Annotated in this window: 23 protein-coding genes, 2 tRNA genes and 1 other RNA gene; 5 read left to right on the top strand and 21 right to left on the bottom strand. The window is 66.7% G+C overall.

Annotation, left to right across the window (positions count from 1 at the left end; translation table 11 throughout):
* The first annotated feature begins 44 nt into the window (after positions 1-44).
* Positions 45-452 carry an acyl-CoA thioesterase gene (locus tag ACEYYA_RS01735; protein ID WP_374796936.1) on the top strand — a complete coding sequence of 136 codons (408 nt, stop codon included), beginning with the start codon at positions 45-47 and terminating at the stop codon, positions 450-452.
* Here the strand turns inward: ACEYYA_RS01735 and ACEYYA_RS01740 are convergent.
* The 4 genes from ACEYYA_RS01740 to ACEYYA_RS01755 all read right to left on the bottom strand — a co-directional run bounded on the left by ACEYYA_RS01740 (position 437) and on the right by ACEYYA_RS01755 (position 3,105).
* The gene (locus tag ACEYYA_RS01740; protein WP_374796938.1) at positions 437-976 is read right to left on the bottom strand and encodes a biotin transporter BioY; all 540 of its coding nucleotides are present in this window, start codon (positions 974-976) and stop codon (positions 437-439) included. The two genes, ACEYYA_RS01735 and ACEYYA_RS01740, sit on opposite strands and share 16 nt — an antisense overlap.
* Positions 973-1,605, bottom strand: a complete 633-nt coding sequence (locus tag ACEYYA_RS01745) for an energy-coupling factor transporter transmembrane component T family protein (protein WP_374796940.1) — start codon at positions 1,603-1,605, stop codon at positions 973-975. Before ACEYYA_RS01745 ends, ACEYYA_RS01740 begins: the two co-directional genes overlap by 4 nt.
* On the bottom strand, positions 1,602-2,279 hold the full coding sequence (locus ACEYYA_RS01750; RefSeq protein ID WP_374796942.1) for an energy-coupling factor ABC transporter ATP-binding protein: 678 nt from the start codon (positions 2,277-2,279) through the stop codon (positions 1,602-1,604). The genes ACEYYA_RS01745 and ACEYYA_RS01750 overlap by 4 nt, the downstream gene beginning before the upstream one ends.
* Positions 2,280-2,373: 94 nt before the next feature.
* Complete coding sequence (locus tag ACEYYA_RS01755; protein ID WP_374796944.1) at positions 2,374-3,105, bottom strand: Crp/Fnr family transcriptional regulator; 732 nt, start codon at positions 3,103-3,105, stop codon at positions 2,374-2,376.
* 102 nt (positions 3,106-3,207) lie between these two features.
* On the opposite strand from ACEYYA_RS01755, the gene ACEYYA_RS01760 reads away from it, so the two are divergent.
* Positions 3,208-3,645, top strand: a complete 438-nt coding sequence (locus ACEYYA_RS01760) for a hypothetical protein (protein WP_374796946.1) — start codon at positions 3,208-3,210, stop codon at positions 3,643-3,645.
* Positions 3,646-3,651: 6 nt separating this feature from the next.
* Here the strand turns inward: ACEYYA_RS01760 and ACEYYA_RS01765 are convergent, their stop codons facing one another.
* The 3 genes from ACEYYA_RS01765 to ACEYYA_RS01775 form a co-directional block, all read right to left on the bottom strand.
* On the bottom strand, positions 3,652-4,176 hold the full coding sequence (locus ACEYYA_RS01765) for a phage holin family protein (protein ID WP_374796948.1): 525 nt from the start codon (positions 4,174-4,176) through the stop codon (positions 3,652-3,654).
* Positions 4,177-4,197: 21 nt separating this feature from the next.
* Entirely contained in the window at positions 4,198-4,536 is a 339-nt protein-coding gene (locus ACEYYA_RS01770; protein WP_374796950.1) for a glycine zipper domain-containing protein, read from the bottom strand.
* Between the two features lie 120 nt (positions 4,537-4,656).
* Positions 4,657-4,733 (bottom strand) — tRNA-His (locus tag ACEYYA_RS01775).
* A 151-nt stretch (positions 4,734-4,884) separates the two neighbouring features.
* On the opposite strand from ACEYYA_RS01775, the gene ACEYYA_RS01780 reads away from it, so the two are divergent.
* The gene (locus ACEYYA_RS01780; protein ID WP_374796952.1) at positions 4,885-5,103 is read left to right on the top strand and encodes a DUF6324 family protein; all 219 of its coding nucleotides are present in this window, start codon (positions 4,885-4,887) and stop codon (positions 5,101-5,103) included.
* On the opposite strand, the gene ACEYYA_RS01785 is transcribed toward ACEYYA_RS01780, so the two are convergent.
* Complete coding sequence (locus ACEYYA_RS01785) at positions 5,100-5,549, bottom strand: MmcB family DNA repair protein (RefSeq protein WP_374796954.1); 450 nt, start codon at positions 5,547-5,549, stop codon at positions 5,100-5,102. The genes ACEYYA_RS01780 and ACEYYA_RS01785 overlap by 4 nt on opposite strands.
* Before the next feature lie 89 nt (positions 5,550-5,638).
* Between ACEYYA_RS01785 and ssrS the strand changes: the two genes are divergently transcribed.
* Positions 5,639-5,794: non-coding RNA, 6S RNA (ssrS, locus tag ACEYYA_RS01790), on the top strand.
* Between the two features lie 106 nt (positions 5,795-5,900).
* On the opposite strand, the gene ACEYYA_RS01795 is transcribed toward ssrS, so the two are convergent.
* From ACEYYA_RS01795 to ribB, 5 genes are all read right to left on the bottom strand, one after another.
* On the bottom strand, positions 5,901-6,770 hold the full coding sequence (locus ACEYYA_RS01795) for a DUF481 domain-containing protein (RefSeq protein ID WP_374796956.1): 870 nt from the start codon (positions 6,768-6,770) through the stop codon (positions 5,901-5,903).
* 416 nt (positions 6,771-7,186) lie between these two features.
* Positions 7,187-7,510: a hypothetical protein gene (locus tag ACEYYA_RS01800; protein WP_374796958.1), complete on the bottom strand. Its 324-nt coding sequence runs from the start codon at positions 7,508-7,510 to the stop codon at positions 7,187-7,189.
* A gap of 74 nt (positions 7,511-7,584) precedes the next feature.
* Positions 7,585-8,043: a transcription antitermination factor NusB gene (nusB, locus tag ACEYYA_RS01805; protein WP_374796960.1), complete on the bottom strand. Its 459-nt coding sequence runs from the start codon at positions 8,041-8,043 to the stop codon at positions 7,585-7,587.
* Positions 8,040-8,588: a 6,7-dimethyl-8-ribityllumazine synthase gene (locus tag ACEYYA_RS01810; protein ID WP_374796962.1), complete on the bottom strand. Its 549-nt coding sequence runs from the start codon at positions 8,586-8,588 to the stop codon at positions 8,040-8,042. Before ACEYYA_RS01810 ends, nusB begins: the two co-directional genes overlap by 4 nt.
* Position 8,589: 1 nt before the next feature.
* The gene (gene ribB, locus ACEYYA_RS01815) at positions 8,590-9,705 is read right to left on the bottom strand and encodes a 3,4-dihydroxy-2-butanone-4-phosphate synthase (RefSeq protein WP_374796964.1); all 1,116 of its coding nucleotides are present in this window, start codon (positions 9,703-9,705) and stop codon (positions 8,590-8,592) included.
* A gap of 232 nt (positions 9,706-9,937) precedes the next feature.
* Here ribB and ACEYYA_RS01820 point away from each other — a divergent pair, with 232 nt between their 5' ends.
* Complete coding sequence (locus ACEYYA_RS01820; RefSeq protein ID WP_374796966.1) at positions 9,938-10,411, top strand: hypothetical protein; 474 nt, start codon at positions 9,938-9,940, stop codon at positions 10,409-10,411.
* A 6-nt stretch (positions 10,412-10,417) separates the two neighbouring features.
* Here the strand turns inward: ACEYYA_RS01820 and ACEYYA_RS01825 are convergent.
* From ACEYYA_RS01825 to ACEYYA_RS01860, 8 genes are all read right to left on the bottom strand, one after another.
* A tRNA-Sec gene (locus ACEYYA_RS01825) sits at positions 10,418-10,513 on the bottom strand.
* Positions 10,513-12,426 carry a selenocysteine-specific translation elongation factor gene (selB, locus tag ACEYYA_RS01830; RefSeq protein ID WP_374796968.1) on the bottom strand — a complete coding sequence of 638 codons (1,914 nt, stop codon included), beginning with the start codon at positions 12,424-12,426 and terminating at the stop codon, positions 10,513-10,515. The genes ACEYYA_RS01825 and selB overlap by 1 nt, the downstream gene beginning before the upstream one ends.
* Entirely contained in the window at positions 12,423-13,787 is a 1,365-nt protein-coding gene (gene selA, locus ACEYYA_RS01835) for an L-seryl-tRNA(Sec) selenium transferase (RefSeq protein ID WP_374796970.1), read from the bottom strand. The genes selB and selA overlap by 4 nt, the downstream gene beginning before the upstream one ends.
* Positions 13,787-14,701 (bottom strand): formate dehydrogenase accessory protein FdhE, encoded by a 915-nt coding sequence (gene fdhE, locus ACEYYA_RS01840; protein WP_374796972.1) that lies wholly within the window; start codon positions 14,699-14,701, stop codon positions 13,787-13,789. The genes selA and fdhE overlap by 1 nt, the downstream gene beginning before the upstream one ends.
* 41 nt (positions 14,702-14,742) lie before the next feature.
* Positions 14,743-15,429, bottom strand: coding sequence for a formate dehydrogenase subunit gamma (locus tag ACEYYA_RS01845; protein ID WP_374796974.1), 687 nt, complete (start codon positions 15,427-15,429; stop codon positions 14,743-14,745).
* On the bottom strand, positions 15,429-16,397 hold the full coding sequence (gene fdxH, locus ACEYYA_RS01850; RefSeq protein ID WP_374796976.1) for a formate dehydrogenase subunit beta: 969 nt from the start codon (positions 16,395-16,397) through the stop codon (positions 15,429-15,431). Before fdxH ends, ACEYYA_RS01845 begins: the two co-directional genes overlap by 1 nt.
* Entirely contained in the window at positions 16,394-19,477 is a 3,084-nt protein-coding gene (gene fdnG / locus ACEYYA_RS01855) for a formate dehydrogenase-N subunit alpha (protein WP_374796978.1), read from the bottom strand. The genes fdxH and fdnG overlap by 4 nt, the downstream gene beginning before the upstream one ends.
* 137 nt (positions 19,478-19,614) lie before the next feature.
* Positions 19,615-20,757 carry a CobW family GTP-binding protein gene (locus ACEYYA_RS01860; protein WP_374796980.1) on the bottom strand — a complete coding sequence of 381 codons (1,143 nt, stop codon included), beginning with the start codon at positions 20,755-20,757 and terminating at the stop codon, positions 19,615-19,617.
* Between the last annotated feature and the right edge of the window lie 581 nt (positions 20,758-21,338).

Genomic DNA, 21,338 nt, shown 5'->3' on the forward strand with positions numbered 1-21,338 from the left:
GGTTAGACCGCTTTGGCGCGCATTGCGCAAGCCGGGGGTGGGGGATGCCTGATCTTGTCGTCACGGTGCCGTTTCGCGATGTCGACCTGCACGGACATCTGCACAACGCCACGCATCTGGCCTATGCCGAGGCCGCGATCACCGCGCATCTGGCCGCGCGCGGGATGGCTCAAGTGATTGATCCGAAAGGGCCGGTTATCTTTGCGGTCAAGGCGGCCTCGGTCGTTTTTCACGCGCCGACGGGCTTTGGCGACGTGCTGCATCTGGCAGTGCGGATACTGCGGATGGGCACCACCAGCCTTGGCTTTCAGGTCGATTTGACCGGCGCGGGCGGCGATCTGCGCGCCCGCGCCGATGTGACCTGGGTGGCACTGGATGCGGGCCACCGCCGCCCCGTGCCGCTGCCCGACCGGCTGCGGCAGGGGCTGGCGTCCGATCACAGCCCCGGATAGGCGCGGCGCACGGCGCGGGCGATCAGCGCGGTCAGCACTGCCTTCAGCAGGTCGCCCGGCAGATAGACGGCCGAGCCGATCAGCGCCTTGTCAAAGGGCAGCCCGCCGACCATCGCAAGCCACGGCACGCCGATCAGATACAGCACCGCGACGCCGCCCAGCAGCAGATAGCCGATGGCCAGGCCGACTGGCACCGGCGCGCCACGGTGGCGGTCAAACAGCCAGCCGATGACGAAAGCCGCGACCGGGAAGCCCAGCACAAAGCCGCCGCTGGGGCCTTGCAGCACGCCAAGGCCTCCGCGACCGCCCGCCATCAGCGGCAGGCCCACGGCGACAAGGGCCACGAACAGCACCAGGGCCAGACCGCCGCGACGCGCGCCCACCAGTGCCCCGGCCAGCATCACGCCCATGGATTGCGCCGTCACCGGCACGCCGGTCACCGGCATGGTCAGGGGCGGAAACAGCCCCAAAGCGGCGGTCAGCGCCGCAAACAGCGCAATGTGAACCAGGTCGCGTGTGCTCATTCGTCTTGTCCTTTGGTTGGGAAGGGGGTTGCGGGGCTGTCAAAGCCGCGCGCGTCGATGGCCTGGGCGATGTCATCGGCCATCTTCAGCATCCGCACGATCACCGGCACGGTCAGTGCGATGATCGACCGATCCAGCCCGCGCGCGCGCTGCGCCTGGCGGACCTCATCGGTGATCTGGGCCATGACCGGGATGAAGCGCAGGGCAAGGGAAAGCGTCAGGCTGATCCGCGCGGGGCGCAGCCCGAACCGCGCCAGCGGCGAAAGCGCGCGGGTTATGGTCTCGATCATCGCGCTGGACCGGGTGGTCAGTGTCACCAGCCCGGCCAGCAGCACCAGCCCGGCCAGGCGGGTGACGATGACAACGGCGGGCAGCGGCCCCACAAAGACCCATTGCGCGGCAAACAGGATGGCCAGCACCCAGATCAGCGGCCGGATCTGCGCCCAGATCAGCCGCGCGGGCGCCTGCGCCGCCGCATAAAGTGCCAGCACCGCCACCAGAAAACCGCCGATCACCGCCGGTGCGGCGGTCAGGACCATCAGCGTTCCCGCAGCCGCCAGGGCCACCAGCTTGGCACCGGCGGGAAGGCGGTGAATCAGGCTGTCGCCGGGATGGTAAAGGCCGTTCATCCGGTCATCCGCGCGGCGTATTCGGCCAGCACCGGGCCGGGCGGGCCATCGGCGGCGACGCGGCCAGCCTCGATCATCACCACGCGGTCGAAATCGGCCAGCAGGTCCAGATCATGCGTGACCACTACCAGTTTCTGATCCAGCGCCGCCAGTCTGCGGGCGATGTCGCGGGCGTTGCGCAGGTCCAACAGGGTGGTCGGCTCATCCAGAACAATGCGCGCGGGCTGCATCGCCAGCACCCCGGCAATCGCCAGAAGCTGCTTTTGTCCGCCCGAAAGCTGATGGGCGGGGTGATCGCGCAGATCCCACAGGCCGTGACGGCGCAAGGCCTCATCGGTGCGGGCGGCGATCTGGTCGCGGGGCAGACCAAGATGGGTCAGGCCAAAGGCCAGATCCTCGGCCACGGTGGGCATGACGATCTGGTTGTCGGGGTTCTGAAAAACAAAGCCGACCTGGCGGCGCAGGGCGCGGCCATCGCGGCGGCTGTCCAGCCCGTCAACGGTCACGCGGCCCCGGTCGGGCAGGATCAGGCCATTCAGCAGCCGCGCCAGCGTGCTTTTGCCGCTGCCATTGGCACCGATCAGGCCAATCCGGCCTTCCGTCAGGGTCAGGTCGATCCCGTCCAGGACCGTCCGCCCACCGAGCGCCAGATGCACGTCGTCGATCCGGATCATTCGCCCCCCACCGCGCCGTCGCTGGCGCAGGGGCCTTGATGGCAAAAAGCTGGTGGCGCGCCAAGCCCTGATTGCCGCGCTGCGGCAAAGGTCGTCAGAACAGCGGGCGGCGGGTCAGCAGATCGTCGGGCGTGGCCTCGGCAATGTCGGACAGCCGGGCGATGTCATGCACGATCAGCCAGCCTCCGGCCCAATCCGCGACGCCGCTTTCGCGCAGCCGCGCCAGCGTCTTGTTGGTATGGACCAGCGACAGGCCAAGCGCATCGGCCAGGTCGCGCTGACGATAGGGGAAGGGCACGCGATTATCGGCCGACATGCCGATGGCGCGCAGGCGGCAGAACACGCGCAGCAGCGCCCAGGCCATCCGCTCGGTCGCGGATTGTTGGCCGACGCGCGCCAGGGCCTCGCCCAGGAAATGTTCCTCGACAGTCGAGATATGGGCCAGATCCAGCGCCCGCTGCGGCACCGCGCGCACCATGGTTTCCAGATCGCTGCGGCGGAACAGGCAGACGGTCATCGGCGTGACGGCGATCACGCTGTGGCGCATCTCACCCATGGTGCCTGCCTGCAAGCCAAGGAAATCGCCGGGGAAAACAAAGTTCAGAACCTGCCGTTCGCCATCCGGCAGCAGCTTGTAGCGCAGGCCCATCCCGTCAAGAACGGTCATCATATGCGGGCTGGGCGCGCCCTCCATCAGCAGGATGGCCTGGGGATCGACGGTCATCTCGCCTGCCTTCAGACGCTGGTTCAAGGCGATCTCGTCCGCGGTCAGCGGCTCGAACAGATCGTGGCAGCGCAAAGGGCAATCGTGGCAAGGCGTCGTCATCGGCTTTCCCCTATGTCATAGTTTAATGCACAACCGGAACGCGGCAATATGATCGCCGACAATAGATCTGTGCGATTCGTCGTCGAAAGGCCCTTTGTTTCCATGTCCGATCCGACCCCGCAGAACCTTGATCCACACGTTCCGCAGCCTGGACGCGGGCTGCATCTGCTGATCGTCGAATCCAACAGCTTCGTCGCCCAGGACATGATCGCCGGCTTTCAGGACTGTGCGCCTGGCTGTCAGGCCGAGGCGCTGCCCAGCCTGGCGGCGCTGAGCGAGCGACTGGTTGGCCATGATGCAGCCGCAGCATCTGGCGCGGCGGATGCGCAGGCGGCGGGTCGGCGTCTGGTCCTGGTGATCTCGGCCCGGCCCGAAGATCGCCGGGCGGCGGGGATTGCGGACAAGGCCAGGGAGCAGGACGCCGTGCTGGTGCTGGTCAGCGGCTATGCCGAAGATGATCTGGCCGAGGCCGACCATATCCTGCCCTCGCCCTTTGCCGGTGACGATCTGGCCGCGCTGATGGCGGCGCTGATCGACTGATGCGCCTTAGCGGCGGCGCATCCTGACGGCGATGTTCAGCCCGACCATGAAGGCCCCCAGCAGCGGCGGAATGACCCCGGCCTTGAAGCTTTTATCACGCGCCGTCTGCAACAGCTCGGGCGCAAAGCCTGCGGCCTGGCTCATCTGATCGCCCGCCGATTTCGCCAGCGACGACACCCGGTATTCGGCCTGCGACACAAAGCGGTTGACCTTGTGTTCGGCGGTGCTGACCAGATTGCTGGCGGTTTCGGCGATGCGGGCCTGCACCTCGTCGCGCAGATCCTCGACCGTCGGCGGTTCCACGCGGCGGGCGCGGGCGACGGCGAACATGATCAACGCGATCAGCGTGAAGCCGCCCGCAAAGGCCAGGTTGGTAATCAGCGCCCCCCATTCCCGCGCGGCGAACACCCACAGCGCACCCAGAAGGAAGCCCAGGGCGACAACAAGGATCGCCCCGGCGCCAGCCATCATGCCATAACGCGCAACGGCATCCTGAACCGACGCCTTCATGTTCTTGACATAGTTGAACATCGGTTCAGCCCTTTCCCTGGATCAACGACGGGCCAGCAGCAGGCCGACCAGGAAGCCGACGCCAGCGGCGACGCCCAGGGCGGCGGCGGGCTGACGGCGAACCATGTCGCTGATTTCGCCATACATGTCTTCGGCGCGGGCGGCGGCATCGGTCAGGCGCGCTTCGCCGGCGGCGTAAAGATCGGCGGCCTTGGCGCGGGCGGCTTCCGAATATTCGCGGGCCTTTTCGCGCGCCACTTCGGCGGCGTCGGCAGCAGCCTCACGAGCGCCAGAGGCGGCGGTACGGGCGGCATCGCGCAGATCTTCGGCGGTGTCTTCGGCGGCTTTCTTGGCGGTGCGGGCAGCGTCTTGGGCGCTCATGTCGGTCACTCCTGATGAAGGTTCGATTTGGATGACCAACGCCAGATTTGCGGGACAGTTCCACGGCGGGAAAAGAAAACGCAGCAGTAAGCGCAATTTGCGAAGCGGCATGTGGGGGGATGGTACCGCCTCCCCGGCTTGAACGGGGGACCTCTGGATCCACAATCCAGCGCTCTAACCAACTGAGCTAAGGCGGCACTGAGCGGGCATTTAGCCGCACGGGCGGGGGAATGCAAGGGCGAAGGCGGGGGTTTTGCGTGCATGCCCCCGCCCAACTCTTGCGGTGCCTGAACGGCGCGGTTACGCAAGGATGACGACCGGATATCCGGCAGAGCAAAGGGGGCCAAGATGGGCATCAACAAGCAAAGCGACCTGGCCGCGAACCTTCAGATCGGCCCGACCAGCCTGGGCATGGTCCGCATTTATCTGGAGGGGGAAGGCATCGACCTGCCGCTGGATTTCGACCCCGACGAGGCCGAGGAAATCGCCGAAGAGCTGCTGGCCGCCGCCGAGGCCGCGCGCGCGATGGGCGATGACGCGGGCAAGCCGGGCAAGAAGGGCCGCTAACCAACCGCCGGATCGTCGCGCCCCATCAGTCGCGCCATGGCACAGCGCGCAATGCGCCGCGTCAGCGCGGTGCGGCGGGCACCGGCCAAGGGCTGCGCATCCGGCATCCGCAGGATTTCCGCGCCCCAGTCGTCGGCGCGGATCAGGCCGCTTTCGGGGGGCAGGATCTCATCCGGGAAGGCATCATCCACCGCCCAGAAAAACCGATCGCACCACGGCAGATAGCCCTGCCATTTGTGATCGGCGCGAAAATCGGCGCGGCCGGATTTGCATTCGATGATCCACAGCTCACCCTTGGGACCAAGACCGATCACATCGGCGCGCAAGCCATCGGCCAGCACCAGTTCGGGCAGGCTGGTGAAACCGTGGTCGAACAGCATCCGCGCAACGCCGCGGGCAAGGCGCGTGCCGGGGGCAAGGGGAAGGGGGGCGGGCTGGATTTGCATGGCGCTAATGTGAACGCAAGGCGAACATTTGGCAAGCACCCGCCGCCCTCTTGCAGCGGCCGCCCCGCGACCCTATCTGGGGTGCTGGCGGGTTTCTGCTCTTCTCGTGGGTGGCCTTTTTCCAGTGGCCTATAAGTTCTCCGAGGGTGCTGGCTCTGGCCGGATCCAGGTCCGGCTATCTGGCGCCCACCTGGTAATCCAGGCTCTCGGGAATCCCAGCCAGCCACGGTCGCTGCGGTTCCCGCCACATGAACCGGCCCCTTCGGGCCGGTTTTTTCATGATCCCTTGCCGATTGGCCATGAAAAAAGGGGCGGTTGCCCGCCCCTTTTTCCGTTTCGATCTGACCTGGATCAGAAGCCGTAAACCAGCGACACGCCCAGTTTGTTGTCGGTCTTGCGACCTTCCTGGTAGTCGGTGATGTAGCTGACGCGGGTCGCGAAAGCGTCCGACATCTTGAAGTTCAGGCCCAGCTCGTTGTTCACGGCCTTGCCCTGATCTTTCGAGTACAGCATGTCGGTGTCGTTGGTCACGAACATCGTGTCGCTGAAGCGGTGGTAGAAGCGCGACGAAGCGATGTAGCCGACTTCGGTGTCCGAAGCGCCGCCGTTGACGGCCGACTGCTTGGTGTAGCGCACGCCCACACCGGCCTGAACGCGCCACGCGGTGTCCGGGGTGTTGATCACGCGGTAGCCCGGACCAAAGCCCAGGAAGCCGTCACGGTACAGGGTGTCTTCCTTGCCCGCGATCTTGCCGGCCAGAGCGTCCTGCTTCAGGCGGCCCAGAGCGAAGGCATAGAAGCGGTCGTTGAAGTAGTATTGCGCGTCATAGACGACGAACACTTCTTCTTCGTCCTTGGCGCCGGTGTTGTCTTCACCGAAGGTCAGCGCCAGGCCGACGTTCTGCGAGAACTGAGCCTGGGTAAAGGACATGCGGCCAGCCAGGGCGAAGTCCTGGTTGTCGACAGTGCCCTTGCGGCCGGTGTAGCTCGCCGAGATGCCGCCCGACAGGCCTTCACGACGATCCGACGGACCAAAGCGGTCGGCGTCCTGCGAACGGGCGAAGTCGTCCTTCACGTCGTCCTGGATGTCGGTGATGCGGGTGTTGATGGCCGACACGCCGGTGGCGTTGGCGCCGGCAGCGATTTCGGTCTGCGCGAAAGCCGGCAGAGCCGACAGCGACATGACAAGGGCGGTCGCGCCCAGAAGTGCAGTGTTTTTCATCTTTCAGTCCTCATGAACCGTTCGTTTCGGTTTCCGGCCATTGATCCGTTTCTTGATCGACGTGCCGAGCACCTTGGCAACGTGCTACCTAAGGGTTTGGGTTCCGGTCGCAACCGTTTCGGGAACAGTTTTTCCACGCAGCCGCGAAACCGGATGTGTCGCCGGAATGCCGCAAAACCCGGACTTGGGCAGGTCCGCGCAAGAACCTGCGTGATCGCGCGATTTCAAGGGGTCGGGCGTCGGATCACGGGGGTTTGAATGACCTGCAACATCCCGGAAAACATAAGAAAAATAGGATTAGGCAAAATCCTGCGCAAACGGACGATCACGGCCGGAAACATGCGGGTAACCGGCTGTGAAAAGCGGCGCCGGAGCTGCCGACGCCGCTGTTGCACGATTGCAACGAATGCGGAAGTTTATTTTTGACCGCGCGCGCGGTCCTTGGCTGCCGTGACGGGCACCTGACGCAGGGTCAGGCCCAGTGCGGGCGCGCGTGGGCCGCGGGGCGGGCCGGGTTCGCGGTCGGCCATGCGCATCACCGCGATGGAAAACTGCACCCCGGCAAAGACGATGGTGTTGAACACCACCAGCATGATGACGGCGATGATGCCGCCGCTGGTATGGCTGACCAGATGCCACAGGTTTGCCACATTCAGCGCCAGAAGCGCGGCGGTGAAGGCCACGGCCAGCAGAAAGCCGATGAATACATTGCGGATATACAGGCGGACAAGTTCCGTCATGGCCGATCCCCCTTGGGTTGATCGCGCCAGATTAACACCGCCGCCGTCAAAGCAAAGCGGAATCGCGCCGCCGCCTACAGCGCGCCGGGGCGCAACTCGCGCGCCATGTGATCCAGCACGGCATTCACGAACTTCGGTTCGCGGCCATCGGGGAAAAAGGCCTGTGCGACATCCACGAATTCGTTGATGACGACCTTGGGCGGGGTTGCGGTCAACACCAGCTCGGCCCCGGCGGCGCGGAACAGGGCGCGCAGCACCGGGTCGATGCGGTCGATGGGCCAGCGGGCGACCAAGGCGCGGTCGGTAGCCTGGTCGATCCTGGCCTGCCACATCACCGCATTGTCCAGAAGGTCGCGGAACAGATCGGGGTCGCCCTCGGCCATCTCGTCGTCATCATAGACGGCGCCAAAGCGATAGCTTTCAAACTCGCGCCGCACGCGGTCGGCCGAGATGCCCCCGGCCTCCATCTGAAACAGCGCCTGCACGGCGTAAAGACGGGCGGCGGAACGCGCCTGGCGGTTGGGTTTCGTCATGCCACATCCCCTTTTTGCGCATCGCCCGCCAGCCGGATGGTGCCTTCGGGAACGAAGCCCATGCCCTTTTTCGCGCCCGCCCATTGCCGCGACAGCGCGATCAGATGCAGGGCCGCCGCCGCCGCGCCGCCGCCCTTGTTCTGGCCCGCAGCCTCGGCGCGGACCCAGGCCTGATCGCGGTTTTCGACGGTCAGGATCGCGTTGCCGATGCAGTAACCGGCCAGCCCCAGGTTCATCAACCCGCGCGAACTGTCGTTGCAGACGGTCTCATAATGCGTGGTTTCGCCCCGGATCACGCAGCCAAGCGCGACGAAGCCATCGTAGTTTGCCATTCGCCCGGCCATGCCGATGGCGGGCGGGATTTCCAGCGCGCCCGGCACCTCGACCAGATCGACGGTGGCGCCGGCCTGTTCGGCCACGGCGCGCGCGCCCGCGACCAGTTGATCGGCGATGTCCTTGTAATAGGGCGCGACCACGATCAGCAGGCGCACGGGGGCGTCAAATCGCGGCAGGTCCAGGCTGTGATGCTGTTCGGTGGCGGCCATGTCAAATCTCGTGAATGGGGCGGATGCCGGCGATGGTCAGGCCGTAGCCCTCCAGCCCGACGACGCGGGGGCGGCCGGAATTGGTCAACAGGGTGATGGTCTGCATCCCAAGCGCCGAGAGGATTTCGGCGCCCAGGCCATAGTTGCGCAGCACATGCGGGCTGACGTCCTCGGGGCCGGTCATCTTCATTCCGGTGTCGCGCAGCAGCACGACCGCGCCACGCCCTTCGGCGGCGATGGCGGTCATGGCCCCTGCCAGCTTGCCCGCGCCCGGACCGATGCCCAGCACATCGGCCAGCGGGTCCAGCGGGTGCATCCGCACCAGCACCGGATCATCGCCCGCAAGATCACCCTTGGACAGGACGATATGTTCCGACCCATGCGTCTGGTCGGTGAACACCCGCATCCGCCAGTCGCCGCCATGGGCCGAGGTCACCACCTCGTCGCGGGTTTCGCGCACCAGGCTGTCGTGGCGGCGGCGATAGGCGATCAGGTCGCTGATCGTGCCGATCTTCAGCCCGTGGCGGCGCGCAAAGCCGACCAGATCGGGCAGCCGCGCCATCGTGCCGTCGTCATTCATGATCTCGCAGATCACCCCGGCGGGGGTCAGCCCGGCCAGGCGGGCGATGTCGACGGCGGCCTCGGTATGGCCGGCGCGCACAAGCACGCCCCCGGCGCGGGCGCGCAGCGGGAAGACATGGCCGGGCGTGGCGATGTCGGTCGGCCCGCAGGCCGGGTCGATGGCCACCGCGATGGTGCGGGCCCGGTCGGCGGCGCTGATGCCGGTGGTCACGCCCTCGCGCGCCTCGATCGACAGGGTAAAGGCGGTCTCGTGGCGGCTGGAGTTGCGCGGGCTCATCATCGGCAGGCCAAGCGCGTCGATCCGCTCGGCTGTCATCGACAGGCAGATCAGCCCGCGTCCGTGGGTCGCCATGAAGTTGATCGCCTCGGGCGTGGCCATCTGCGCGGGGATCACCAGGTCGCCCTCATTCTCGCGGTCCTCGTGGTCGACCAGCACGAACATGCGACCGGCGCGGGCATCGGCCAGAATCTGTTCGACCGGCGAAATGGCATCGCGCAGCGAGGTTTCGACCGAACCGGGTTTTTCATACGACATGGGTGGCATCCTTTCGCGCGGGCTTAGCGGATTGCGCGGCCAAGGGCCAGAGGTCTGGCGCAAGGTCATGGGCGCTGTTTTTGCCCTGACGGCGCAGGAAATGCTGGATGCGCGGGGCAGGGGTGCTAACATCGCCGCCAATGGCGCCAGATCGCAACCCGAAGCCTGCGCGCGGCGTTTCCCCCAGGACCGGCCTGCATCAGGCCCGACCCAGACCGAACAGGAGGCAGACATGAACCGCAATCCGAAAACCGCCCCGCTGGCCCTTGCCGCGCTTGGCGCGATCATTCTGGGCGCGGGTCTGGCCAACGCCCAGGTGCCGCCGCCGCCGATCGCCGCGAATGGCCCGGTTGGCGCACCGGCGGTCAGCGTGCCGATCCCGCCGCCGCCGTTCATGACGCCGGATGGCATGACCGGCATGGCTGGGTCAAGCCCGGTCATGGCCAACCCGCCGTCGGGCCAAGCGACCGAGGGGGCAGGCGCGCAGCCCGCAGGCATGGCCGAGCCCGCGACCGACGCGCAACCTGCCGCTGCCGATGGCACCGCGCCGGGCAATGACGGCAGCACCGGCTGGACCGGCGGCACCGGCGGCTCGAACATCGGCACCAACCCGCAGGGCGCGGTGGCGACGTCGAAAACCTGGCAGCCGCCGACGGCACGCGGGCTGGATCTGATGGGTGTCGCTGATCCTGTGGCCAAGCCGTAAGGAGTCTGGCGGAAGGGAATGGGAGTCGAACCCACCCAGGACAGTCTCGCTGCCCCAACCGGATTTGAAGTCCGGCCGCCCCACCGGGGACGATTCCCTTCCTAAGCCTCGGGATCGCCGAACAGGTCGACCCGATGCGGATTGATACGGCGCAGGTCGCCGCGCCGCAAGGTCACGCCCAGACGATCCATGAAATCAAGGATCTCGATGGCGACCTTGCGGCCATTCTGCACGCGGTCGCGGAAGGCGGCGGCGGTGAACCAGCCATCCGGTGCCTGTGCGGCGACATCGCGGATGATCGCCACCATCTCGCGCGTGACAGCGCGCGCGAAAAAGTGGTCATGCGCGATCTGATCGGTGCGGCCCAGCTTTTGCGTCAGGCGCAGGACGCGGCGAACCTCGGGTTCGGGGGTGTCCAGGTCGGTGGCAAAGTCGCGCACGCGTGGCGGGCGAAAGCGGGTCTCGCCCAGCAGTGCGGGGTGGATGCGGTCGAATAGCGCCTCATCGTCAGGGGTCAGGCGCACCTCGTGGCCGGGCAGGCGCAGGAAGGCGCCGTCCAGCACGATGCGTTCGGCCTGCGATTGCGCGCGCAGATAGGCCAGGAAGGCGTCCTTCGGCAGGCGCGGCGTCAGCGCCAGCCGCAGCCGTTCGCGGCCAAGACCCGGCAGATCGGGATTGGCCGCGTGGAAATCGGAAAGCGCAGCGGTCAGCCCGGCATCAAGGCCCCGCGCGTGATCCGCCGACAGCGCCAGATCCCCGATCCGGGTGATCCCCGCGGCCTGCGTGGCCGCCGTCAGCGCCGCATCCGTCAGCGCGCGGTCGCGGCCAAAGACCGCCAGATCGACCGGGCCGACCGCCGCCAGCCCGGCCAGGGCCGCCGCGGCGTCCTCGGTCGCGCCGGCCGCAAGCGCCGCGATCCGGTCCGGCCCGCGCCGCTTGCGCGAGGGCGCACGCAGGTCGATCAGTCGCCCGCCGCCGATGGTGCGGCTGGCCGACACATCGCGCAGGATGAAGCGGTCGCCATGGCTCGCGGCAATCGGGCGGTCCAGCACCAGTTGCACGCGCCCGGTCTGGCCGGGTTGCAGCGGGTCGGCCAGCGGCACGATCCGCGCGCCGACCTCGGCGGCGTGGCAATGCAGGCGGGCGGGAAACCAGGTGGTCAGGGCTTTCGGCTCGCTGGCCAGCACGGTCAGCTCGGCGTCGATCCGGTCGGTCGGCGCGTGCAGCGCGGGGTCGATCACCATGTCGCCGCGCGTGATGGCGTCCTTGCGGATCGCCTCGCCGGTCAGGTTCAGCGCGGCGCGCTGACCGGCTTCGGCGGCTCCGGCTGGGCGGTTCTGGGCGTGGATGGCGCGCACCCGCGCGGTCAGGCCCAGGGGGCTGATCGTCACACTGTCACCGACCGCGACGCTGCCCGACAGCACCGTGCCGGTCACCACCGTGCCCGCGCCCGACAGGGTAAAGCTGCGGTCGATGGCCAGACGAAAGCGGCGGTCGCTGCCCTGCCGGGTGGTTGCGGCCTCGGCCTCGAGCAGGGCATTGCGCAGATCGGCCAGACCCTCGCCTGTCACGGACGACACGGCGATCGCCGGCGAGCCCGCCAGGCTGGTCGCCGACAGCGTATCGTGGATCTGGGCGATCCTTTCGGCGCGCAGCGCGGCATCGGCCAGATCGGCCTTGGTCAGCGCCACGATGCCGCGCGTGATGCCCAGCAGATCCAGGATCGCCAGATGCTCGCGCGTTTGCGGCATCAATCCGTCATCGGCAGCCACTACGATCAGCGCCAGATCAATGCCGCCCGCACCGGCCAGCATGGTGTGGATGAAACGCTCATGCCCCGGCACATCGACGAAACCGGTGACGCGACCACCGCCCAGATCGGCATAGGCAAAGCCCAGCTCGATGGTGATGCCGCGCGCCTTTTCCTCGGCCAGGCGGTCGGCATCGGTGCCGGTCAGCGCCTTCACCAATGCGGTCTTGCCGTGGTCGATATGCCCCGCCGTGCCGACGATCATGACCCGGCCAAAGCCCCCAGCAGGTCGGCATCATGGCCCAGACAGCGCAGATCCAGGATCAGCGCGCCGTCGTGGATATGGCCGATGACGGGGCGGGGCAGGGCGCGCAGATGCGTGGCCAGCCGGTCGGGCGCATCGCCCCCGCTGCCGGTGATCCGCAGCCCGGCCGAGGGTAGCGTATCGGTGGGCAGCGCGCCCGACCCGATCTGGCTGTCGCAGGTGCAGGGGGCGACCTGATAGCCCAAAGGCGCCAGCAGCGCCCCGACCGGACCGGCCAGCCGCGCCGCCTGCGCCGCGATCTGATCCGCCGGGCGGGTCAGCATCGCCAGCGTCGGCAGACGCTCGGCCAGCCGGTCGGGGTCGCGGTAAAGCCGCAGCGTCGCCTCGATCGCGGCAATGCGGATCTTGTCCAGCCGCAGGGCGCGCTTCAGCGGGTTCTTGTTGATCTGCGCGATTAGATCGCGCCGCCCGACGATGAAGCCCGCTTGCGGGCCGCCCAGCAGCTTGTCACCGGAAAAGGTGACCAGATCGGCGCCCTCGGCCACGGCCTCGGCCACGGTCGGTTCGCGTCGCATCCCATGCGCGCCCAGATCGACCAGCGACCCGGACCCGAGGTCATTGACCAGTGCCACCCCGGCGCCACGCGCGATGGCGGCCAGATCGGGGGCCGCGACCTCGGCGGTGAAGCCCTGGATGCGATAGTTCGACGTATGCACCTTGAGGATCAGCGCGGTGTCGCCGTCAAGCGCGGATTGGTAGTCGCGCGGATGGGTGCGGTTCGTCGTGCCGACCTCGACCAGGCGAACACCGGCACGGGCCATGATGTCGGGCATGCGGAACGCCCCGCCGATCTCGATCAGCTCGCCACGCGACACGATGGCGGATCGCCCCGACCCCAGCGTGTTCAGCGCGATCAGCACGGCGGCGGCATTGTTGTTGACGACGGTGGCATCCTCGGCCCCGGTCAATTCGCACAGCAGCCCACGCAGGTGGCTGTCGCGTTCGCCGCGCCCGCCGGTGGTCAGGTCGAACTCAAGCGCCAGCGGGTTGCGCATGGCGTTGACGGCAGCCTGCACGGCGGCCTCTGCCCAGATCGCGCGGCCCAGATTGGTGTGCAGCACGGTGCCGGTCAGGTTCAGCAGCGGCTGCAAGGGGCTGCGCGCCTGCGCGGCCAGATCGGCGGTGGCCTGATCCATGGGGTCGGGGGCAGGCTGGCCCGCGCGGATCGCGCTGCGCGCGGCGTCAAGCGCGGCGCGGAGCGCGGCCAGCGTCGCGGCGCGCCCATGTTCGGCCGCCAAGGCCCCGCCCTGCGGGCTGGCCAGCAGCCGGTCGACCGAGGGCAGGTCGCGCAGGGCCTGCATCAGTAACCGACCGTAAAGGGATTGCTGCCGCCGCGCGTCAGGCCCGTGCCCTGCATCATCATGTCCAGGCCAAGGCTGGCGACGTCATCGGCCATCGGCTCGAGGCTGTGGTTGCGCGGGTGATACAGGATCTTCAGCCAGTGGTCGCATTCGCTGCACAGCTCGGCCTTGATCGCGGCCTCGCCGGTCTCGACGGAGCGATAGCTGATGCCCTTGGTCGATCCGCAGCACAGGCATTTCACCCGCACCTCGTTCCACTGGGTCGTGCAGGTCGCGCAGCAGGCATAGCGGACATTTTCCACCCCCGCGACCGTGGTGACGATCGAGGCATGGGGCCGCCCGCCGCAGGCCGGGCAGGTGCCGGTCTGGATCGCCACCAGATCGGGGCCGGGCAGGGTTGCCGCCAGCCGCGCCAGATGCAGTTGCACGGCGGCCGCGACGAACAGATGCGGCGCGGCGGCGTCAGCGGGGATCAGCCCTGAAAGCACATTGCCGATCAGCCAGTCCAGATCGGCGGCGTCAGCCCCGCGCACGGCATTCAGCGCCAGCCGCGCGGGTTCAGGCATATCCAGCGCCACGGCCTGATCGCACAGCGCCGTCAGCGTGGCGCGCAGATCTGCGTCATCGCGCAGACGCGACCGGTCGATGGGCGGCATCCGCGATTCACGACAGGTTTTCAGGTGATCCGCGGGAAGCGGTTCAGGGCCGGGGCCTTCGTCCGCCAGCCGCGCCTGAACGCGGGTCAGATCGGCCAGGAAGGCCAGATAGGGGGCCAGATTGCCGCCGCTGGCCGCCAGAAAGGCCAGCCGCTCGGCACGGGTGGAAAACAGCGCAGACGGCTGGGGAAGGACAACCAGCGGCGCCTTGCCGACGCCGCCGATCATTGCGGGATTGGGTTCGATCCGTGTGGTCATCTCGCTCCTCGGGCCGACCGGCCACGGGGGGCGGTTCGGCATTATTCGGCGGGCTTCTGGCGGTCGCGGGTCACGACCTCTTTCAACCATTTGCGATGGTGGCGCCAGGCCCAGCCACCGGTGACAGTCCCCCGAGTCATCGCCCGGATCGTGCCCCGTGTCCAGATCGCGGCATAGACATGCAGGATGAACACCAGCACCATCGCCACCGCCGCCGCCGCGTGCAGCAGCGAGGCCCAGCGACGGGTGCCGATGTCGACCAGCGTCGGGAAGTATTCATGCCAGATCGCGATGCCGGTGCCCAAAAGCACCAGGATCAGGATCGCCATCGCCCAGAACACGAACTTCTGCCCGGCGTTGTATTTGCCAAGCGTGGGCAGCTTGTGTTCGTTCTGGTCCATCACGTCACGGATGTGACGCACCCAAACGGCATCGTCGCGCCGAAAGATGTTGCGCGGCACAAGCTGGATGAAGATCAGCGTATAGCCGACCGCCAGCACGATCCCAAGGAACGGGTGCAGCCACCGCGCCGTCTGCCCGCCGCCGAACAGGGCGGTCAGCCCGAACAGCGACGGGTGAAACAGCGCAAAGCCCGATAGCATCAGCAGGATCGTCGAGATCGCGATGATCCAGTGATTTGCCCGCGTGAACCAGCGATAGCGGCTGACCTCGACGGGTTGGCGGCTGACCAGATGATCGCCGGATTCGGAATATTCGCGCCGCGCCATCACACGTCCTCCTTGCCCGAGACCAGGCGTTCCGCCGCGGCCTCATCCTCGGGTTCGACCTTGTTGGCCCGCGCGATCAGCCCGTGCAGCAGGCTGCCGACCGCAGCCAGACCGATGGCCGCAAGGCCCAGGGTCTTGGCGCCGCCCTTCCACGCCTGAACGGTGGGGGCGACCTGCGGTTCGACCGGCAGGTCCGAATAGATCGCCGGCTGGTCGGCGTGATGCAGCACATACATCACATGCGTGCCGCCCACGCCTTGCGGATCGTAAAGCCCGGCATTGTCATAGCCGCGCGATTTCAGATCCGCGATCCGGTCATTGGCATGGGCGATCATGTCGTCCTTGGTGCCAAAGACGATGGCCTGGGTCGGGCAGGCCTTGGCGCAAGCCGGACCTTGCCCCACGGCCACCCGGTCGGAACACAAGGTGCATTTGTAGCTCTTGTGATCCTTCTGGCTGATGCGGGGGATGTCGAACGGGCAGCCGGTCACGCAATAGCCGCAGCCGATGCAGTTTTCATGGATGAAATCCACGATCCCGTTGGAATACTGCACGATCGCCCCCGGCGCCGGGCAAGCCTTGAGGCAGCCGGGGTCTTCGCAATGCATGCAGCCGTCCTTGCGGATCAGCCATTCCAGATCGTTGGTCGCCGGATTTTCCCATTCGCTGAAGCGCATCAGGGTGAACATGTCGGCGGTCAGATCGTGGGGGTTTTCGTAAACCCCCACGTTGGTTTCGACATCGGGATGGGTGTCATTCCATTCCACGCAGGCCGACTGGCAAGCCTTGCAGCCGATGCATTTGGACACATCGATCAGCTTGGCCACCTTGGTCAGCTCGCGATCCGGCTTGGGCAGGTTCGGCATTGCCGAGGCCCGCACCACATCGCGCGCCGTCAGGTTGGCTTCCAGCGGTTGCACCGGCGGGTTGGCCATCGCCGTCGTCGGCTGAGGGGCAAGTTCGGTCATGCCAGGGCCTCCCCGGTCGAGGGTTCGATATTGACAAGGAAGGCCTTGAACTCGGGCGTTTCCACGTTCGCATCACCGACGAAGGGCGTCAGGCTGTTCGGCCCCCAACCCTTGCGCGCGTTGCCGACAAAGCCCCAGTGCAGCGGGATGCCGATGACATGGACGGTCTTGCCGTCACAGGTCAGCGGCTTGATCCGCTTGGTCACCAGTGCCTTGGCGCGCACCTGGCCGCGCTTCGACCAGACCCGCACCCACGACCCCTTGGCGATGCCCTTTTCCGCCGCCAGTTCCTCGCTGATTTCCACGAAGAACTCGGGCTGAAGGGCGGCGTTCACCCGGTTGGTCTTGGTCCAGTAATGGAAATGCTCGGTCAGGCGATAGGATGTCGCGACAAAGGGGAACTCATCCGAGGTGCCCATATGTTCGACATCCGACTGGAACACCCGCGCCACCGGGTTGCCGCGCATCTTCGCGTTGAAGACGTTGGGAACCGGGCTTTCGAACGGCTCCATATGCGTCGGGAACGGCCCGTCGCGCATCATGCCGCGGGTGAACAGGCGGCTGACGCCCTCGGGGTTCATGATGAACGGCCCGACCTCATCGGGTTTGGCGGTCGGTGAAATGTCGGGCACGTCGTAACCCGACCACTTTTCGCCATCCCATTCGATGATCTTCCGGCTGGGATCCCAGGGCTTGCCGTTCATGTCGGCCGAGGCACGGTTATACAGCGTGCGCCGGTTGACCGGCCAGGAATAGGTCCAGTTCGGATAGGTGCCGGTGTCGTCGGGATCGGAATTGTCCCGCCGCGCCATCATGTTGCCGTTCTCGTTCCAGCAGCCGGAATAGATCCAGCAGCCGCAAGCGGTCGATCCGTCGTCGCGCAGTTGCGTGAAGTTCGTGACCAGTTTGCCGGGCTCGGCCAGCACTTTGGTCGTGTCCTTCAGGTCATAGACCGGCGCCAAGGCGCGCCCGTTGATTTCCATGGCCAGTTCATCGGCCTTGGGATCGCCGGGGTCGGCATAGTTCCACGACAGATTGACGATCGGATCGGGGAATACGCCGCCTTCCTTTTGATACAGATCGCGCATCCGCAGGAAGATCTGCGCCATGATCCAGGTGTCATGCTTGGCCTGTCCGGGGGGCGCACCCGCCGGCCAGTGCCATTGCAGCCACCGGCCCGAGTTGGTCAGCGAGCCTTCGTCCTCGGCAAAGCACGAGGTGGGAAGCTGGATCACCTCGGTCTGGATATCGGCCGTGGCGACGTTGTTGTGTTCGCCATGGTTTTCCCAGAACCGCGCGGTCTCGGTTTCCAGCGGGTCCATGATCACCAGCATCTTCACCTTGGCCAGACCCGAGGTGACCTTGCCCCGGTTGGGGAAGGCCAGCAGCGGGTTGAAGCCCTGGCAGAAATACAGGTTGATCCGCCCCTCGTTCATCAGCTCGACCATGCGCAGGATGTCATAGGTCGGCACATCCAGCTTGGACAGATAGTGATAGCCCCAGTCGTTTTCGGGCTGTGCGGCATCGCCCCACATCGCCTTCATGAAGCTGACGAAGAACTTGGGATAGTTCTGCCAATAACTTGTCTGACCGGGCCGCAGGGGCTTGAACTGGCGCGAGGTCATATAGGTCGCCAGATCCACCTCTTTCTCGGTCGGCATGTTCAGATAGCCGGGCATCAGGTTCGACATCAGGCCCATGTCGGTCAGGCCCTGGATGTTGGAATGGCCGCGCAGCGCGTTCATCCCGCCACCGCGGACGCCGATGTTGCCCAGGATCAGCTGCAACATCGCCATGCCGCGAATGTTCTGGCTGCCCTTGGAATGCTGGGTCCAGCCAAGCGCATACATCGAGGTCATGGTCTTGTCGGGCGCCGAGGTTTCCCCGATCATCGCGGCGATCTTCAGGAACCGGTCCTTCGGCGTGCCGCAGACCCGTTCCACCAGTTCCGGCGTATACTGATCGACATGCGCCTTCAGCAGGTTCCACACGCAGCGAGGGTCAGTCAGCGTCGTGTCAACCTTGGCAAAACCGTCCTCGCCGATCTGGTAATCCCAGCTTGAACGGTCGTAATCGCGCTTGCCTTCGTCATAGCCGGTGAACAGGCCATCGGACCAGCCGAATTCCTCCTTCACCAGGAAGGCGGCGTTGGTGAAGTTCTTGACGTATTCCCACTGAACCTTGTCGTTCTCGATCATCCAGCGGATCAGCGCCATCAGGAACACGATGTCGGAACCGGGACGGATCGGGGCATAGTAATCGGACACGCTTGCCGTGCGCGTGAACCGGGGGTCCACGACGATCAGCTTGGCGCCGCGATGCGCTTTGGCTTCCGTCACCCATTTGAACCCACAGGGGTGGGCTTCGGCGGCATTGCCGCCCATCACGATCACCAGATCGGCGTTCTTGATATCGGTCCAGGAGTTCGTCATCGCTCCACGGCCAAAGGTCGGGCCCAAACTGGACACCGTGGGGCCGTGTCAGACGCGCGCCTGGTTATCGAATCCTGCGATCCCCATCCCGCGCACAACCTTGAAGGTGGCCCAGGCGGTTTCGTTCGTGGTGGCGGATGCGGCCAGGAAACCGGCGGTGGTCCAGCGGTTCACGGGCACGCCGGCCTCGTTCACCTGAACCATGTTCGCGTCGCGGTCATCCTTGAGGGCGCGGGCGATCTTGTCCAGCGCCTCCTCCCAGGTGATCGGCTCGAACCGGTCGCTGCCGGGGCGGCGGATCTTCGGTTCGGTCAGTCGATGCTCGGAATGGACGAAATCCTTCAGCGCCGCGCCCTTGGGGCACAGGGTGCCGCGGTTCGTCGGGTGATCGGCGTCGCCCTCCAGGTGCAGCACCTCGGCCGGGTCGCCGGCTTTGGCGTCGCCCTTGCTGTACATGATCACCCCGCAGGCGACCGAGCAATAGGGGCAGGTGTTGCGCGTTTCCGTTGTGGTGGCCAGCTTGAAGGCGCGCACATGCGCAGCCTCGGCGGCCTCGGCGCCGCCGAAGCCCATGGCCCCCAGCGACGTTGCGGCAACCCCCGCGCCCGCGAGCCTTAGAAAGCCGCGGCGAGAGAGGTCGATATTCATGTGACCCTCCTTGTGCCTGTCGAATAGATAGGTTCTGCCAATCTGCGACAGGCTGCCGCGCCTTGTCAAGGAAGGGCGGGCCGAGGGGTGAAAATCGTGAATGCCGTCACGGGGTTAGCCTGCGACATAGCGACATGTCAAAATGCGTCGTCCAGACGGTGAACGCGCACCGGCCCGGCGTCCTCGCCCACCCGCAGGCGCAGCGTTTCCAGGCAGTCGCGCAGATCGGCGCGGTCGATGTCGCGCGCGATGATGACCACGCGCGATGTCGTGTCGGCGCCGGTCCAATGCGTCATCGCAACCGGCGGGTCGAACACATGCTGGACAGCGTGGAAGACGAACGGGTGATCGATCCCCTGCACATGCACGATGCCCTTCATGCGCAGGATGTCCTTGCCGCGCAGGTTGATCAGCGCGTTCATCCAGTAATCGAACACCTCATCCGACAGCGGCTGATCGACGGTGATCGAGGCCGACCCGATCCGCGCGTCATGCGGATGTGCGGCGGCCAGTGGCCTGTCGTGGGTCAGCGTCAGGCCACTGATCCCGGCAAAGGGGTCGGTCTCGGGGCGGGCCAGCACAAAGGGCGCGGGGGCGCCGGAATGGGCGGCGGCATTGACCCAGCCGATCGCCTCGGCCTCGGTCGCGTCGGCGCGCAGGCCCGACAGCGCGAACAGCTTGCCGGGCGCCACCTTCCCATGGTCGGCGCGGATGCGCCGCGCGCCGGGGTTGATGCCGTCGATGCGGCGCGACAGCGCCTCGATCTGGCTGGCGCTGACCTGATCGGTCTTCGTCAGCAGGATCAGGTCGGCCATGGCGATCTGGCTGACGGCCTCGAACTGGCGGTCCAGCGTCGCCGGGGCCAGCACGCAATCGACGGTGGTGATCACACCATCCATCCGAAAATGCGCGGCCAGGGTGTCGTCGACCAGCAGCGTTTGCAGGATCGGGCCGGGGTCGGCAAGGCCCGTGGTTTCGATCACCACCCGGTCAAACGCCAGTTCGCCGCGCGTGCGCCGCCCCAGCAGCGACATCAACGTGCGCGCCAGATCGCCCCGGATCGAACAGCAGACGCAGCCCGAGGCCAGCAGCACGGTCTCTTCGGTCGCCTCCTCGATCAGGTCGTGATCAAGGCCCGCCTCGCCGAATTCATTCATCACGACGGCGATCCGCCCGGCGCCGGGATCGCGGATGAGGTGGTTCAGGACGGTGGTCTTGCCCGAGCCAAGAAAGCCGGTCAGCAGGGTGACGGGGATGCGGGTATCGGTCTGGTCGGGCATGGTTCCTCCGGTCGGCGGGCGGAGCCTAGGCAGTTGCGCGGGGCGCCGCAAGGGTCGGCGGGCGGGCCCACGACTGAGGCCGCAAGTGGGGGCGGCCAGCCGCGACAGGCGCGGGGCGCAAGGTTGCAGACGAAGGGGCGGGCGACGGAAGGTCGCGCAGTCTTGTCGCATGGCGACGACCGGCGTGCCTGTTGCCACTGGTGTCGTGGTCTGGCCCTCGCCACACCTCGAATATGCTGGATTGGGAATGCCCGAAACTTCGGCCAGGGATCGGCCTTGCCGCGGCAGATCCGGCCGCAGGTTATGGCGGACCGGCCTTGCCAACCCTCCCAGCCAAGCCCTATCCCCATGCCGCGCCGAAACGGGTGGCCGGGGCTAGGCATGACAAGATGTGCTGCGCAACCGCCTATGGATCGTGCAGGCCGTGATCCCTCATGATGATCGTTCTGCCCCCCCTGGCCCCGCTGTCCCTCTGCCCGATGAGCGCGCATCGCGCGCCTTTCTCCACGGGCCGCCCGCATCACCAGTCACGCGGCATTCCTATCGTGCGGCCGTTCGTTCGGTGGCCCCGCCGTCGCGCC

Origin of the sequence: Paracoccus zhouxuedongae, assembly GCF_041927815.1 — a bacterium.
GTDB lineage: Bacteria > Pseudomonadota > Alphaproteobacteria > Rhodobacterales > Rhodobacteraceae > Paracoccus.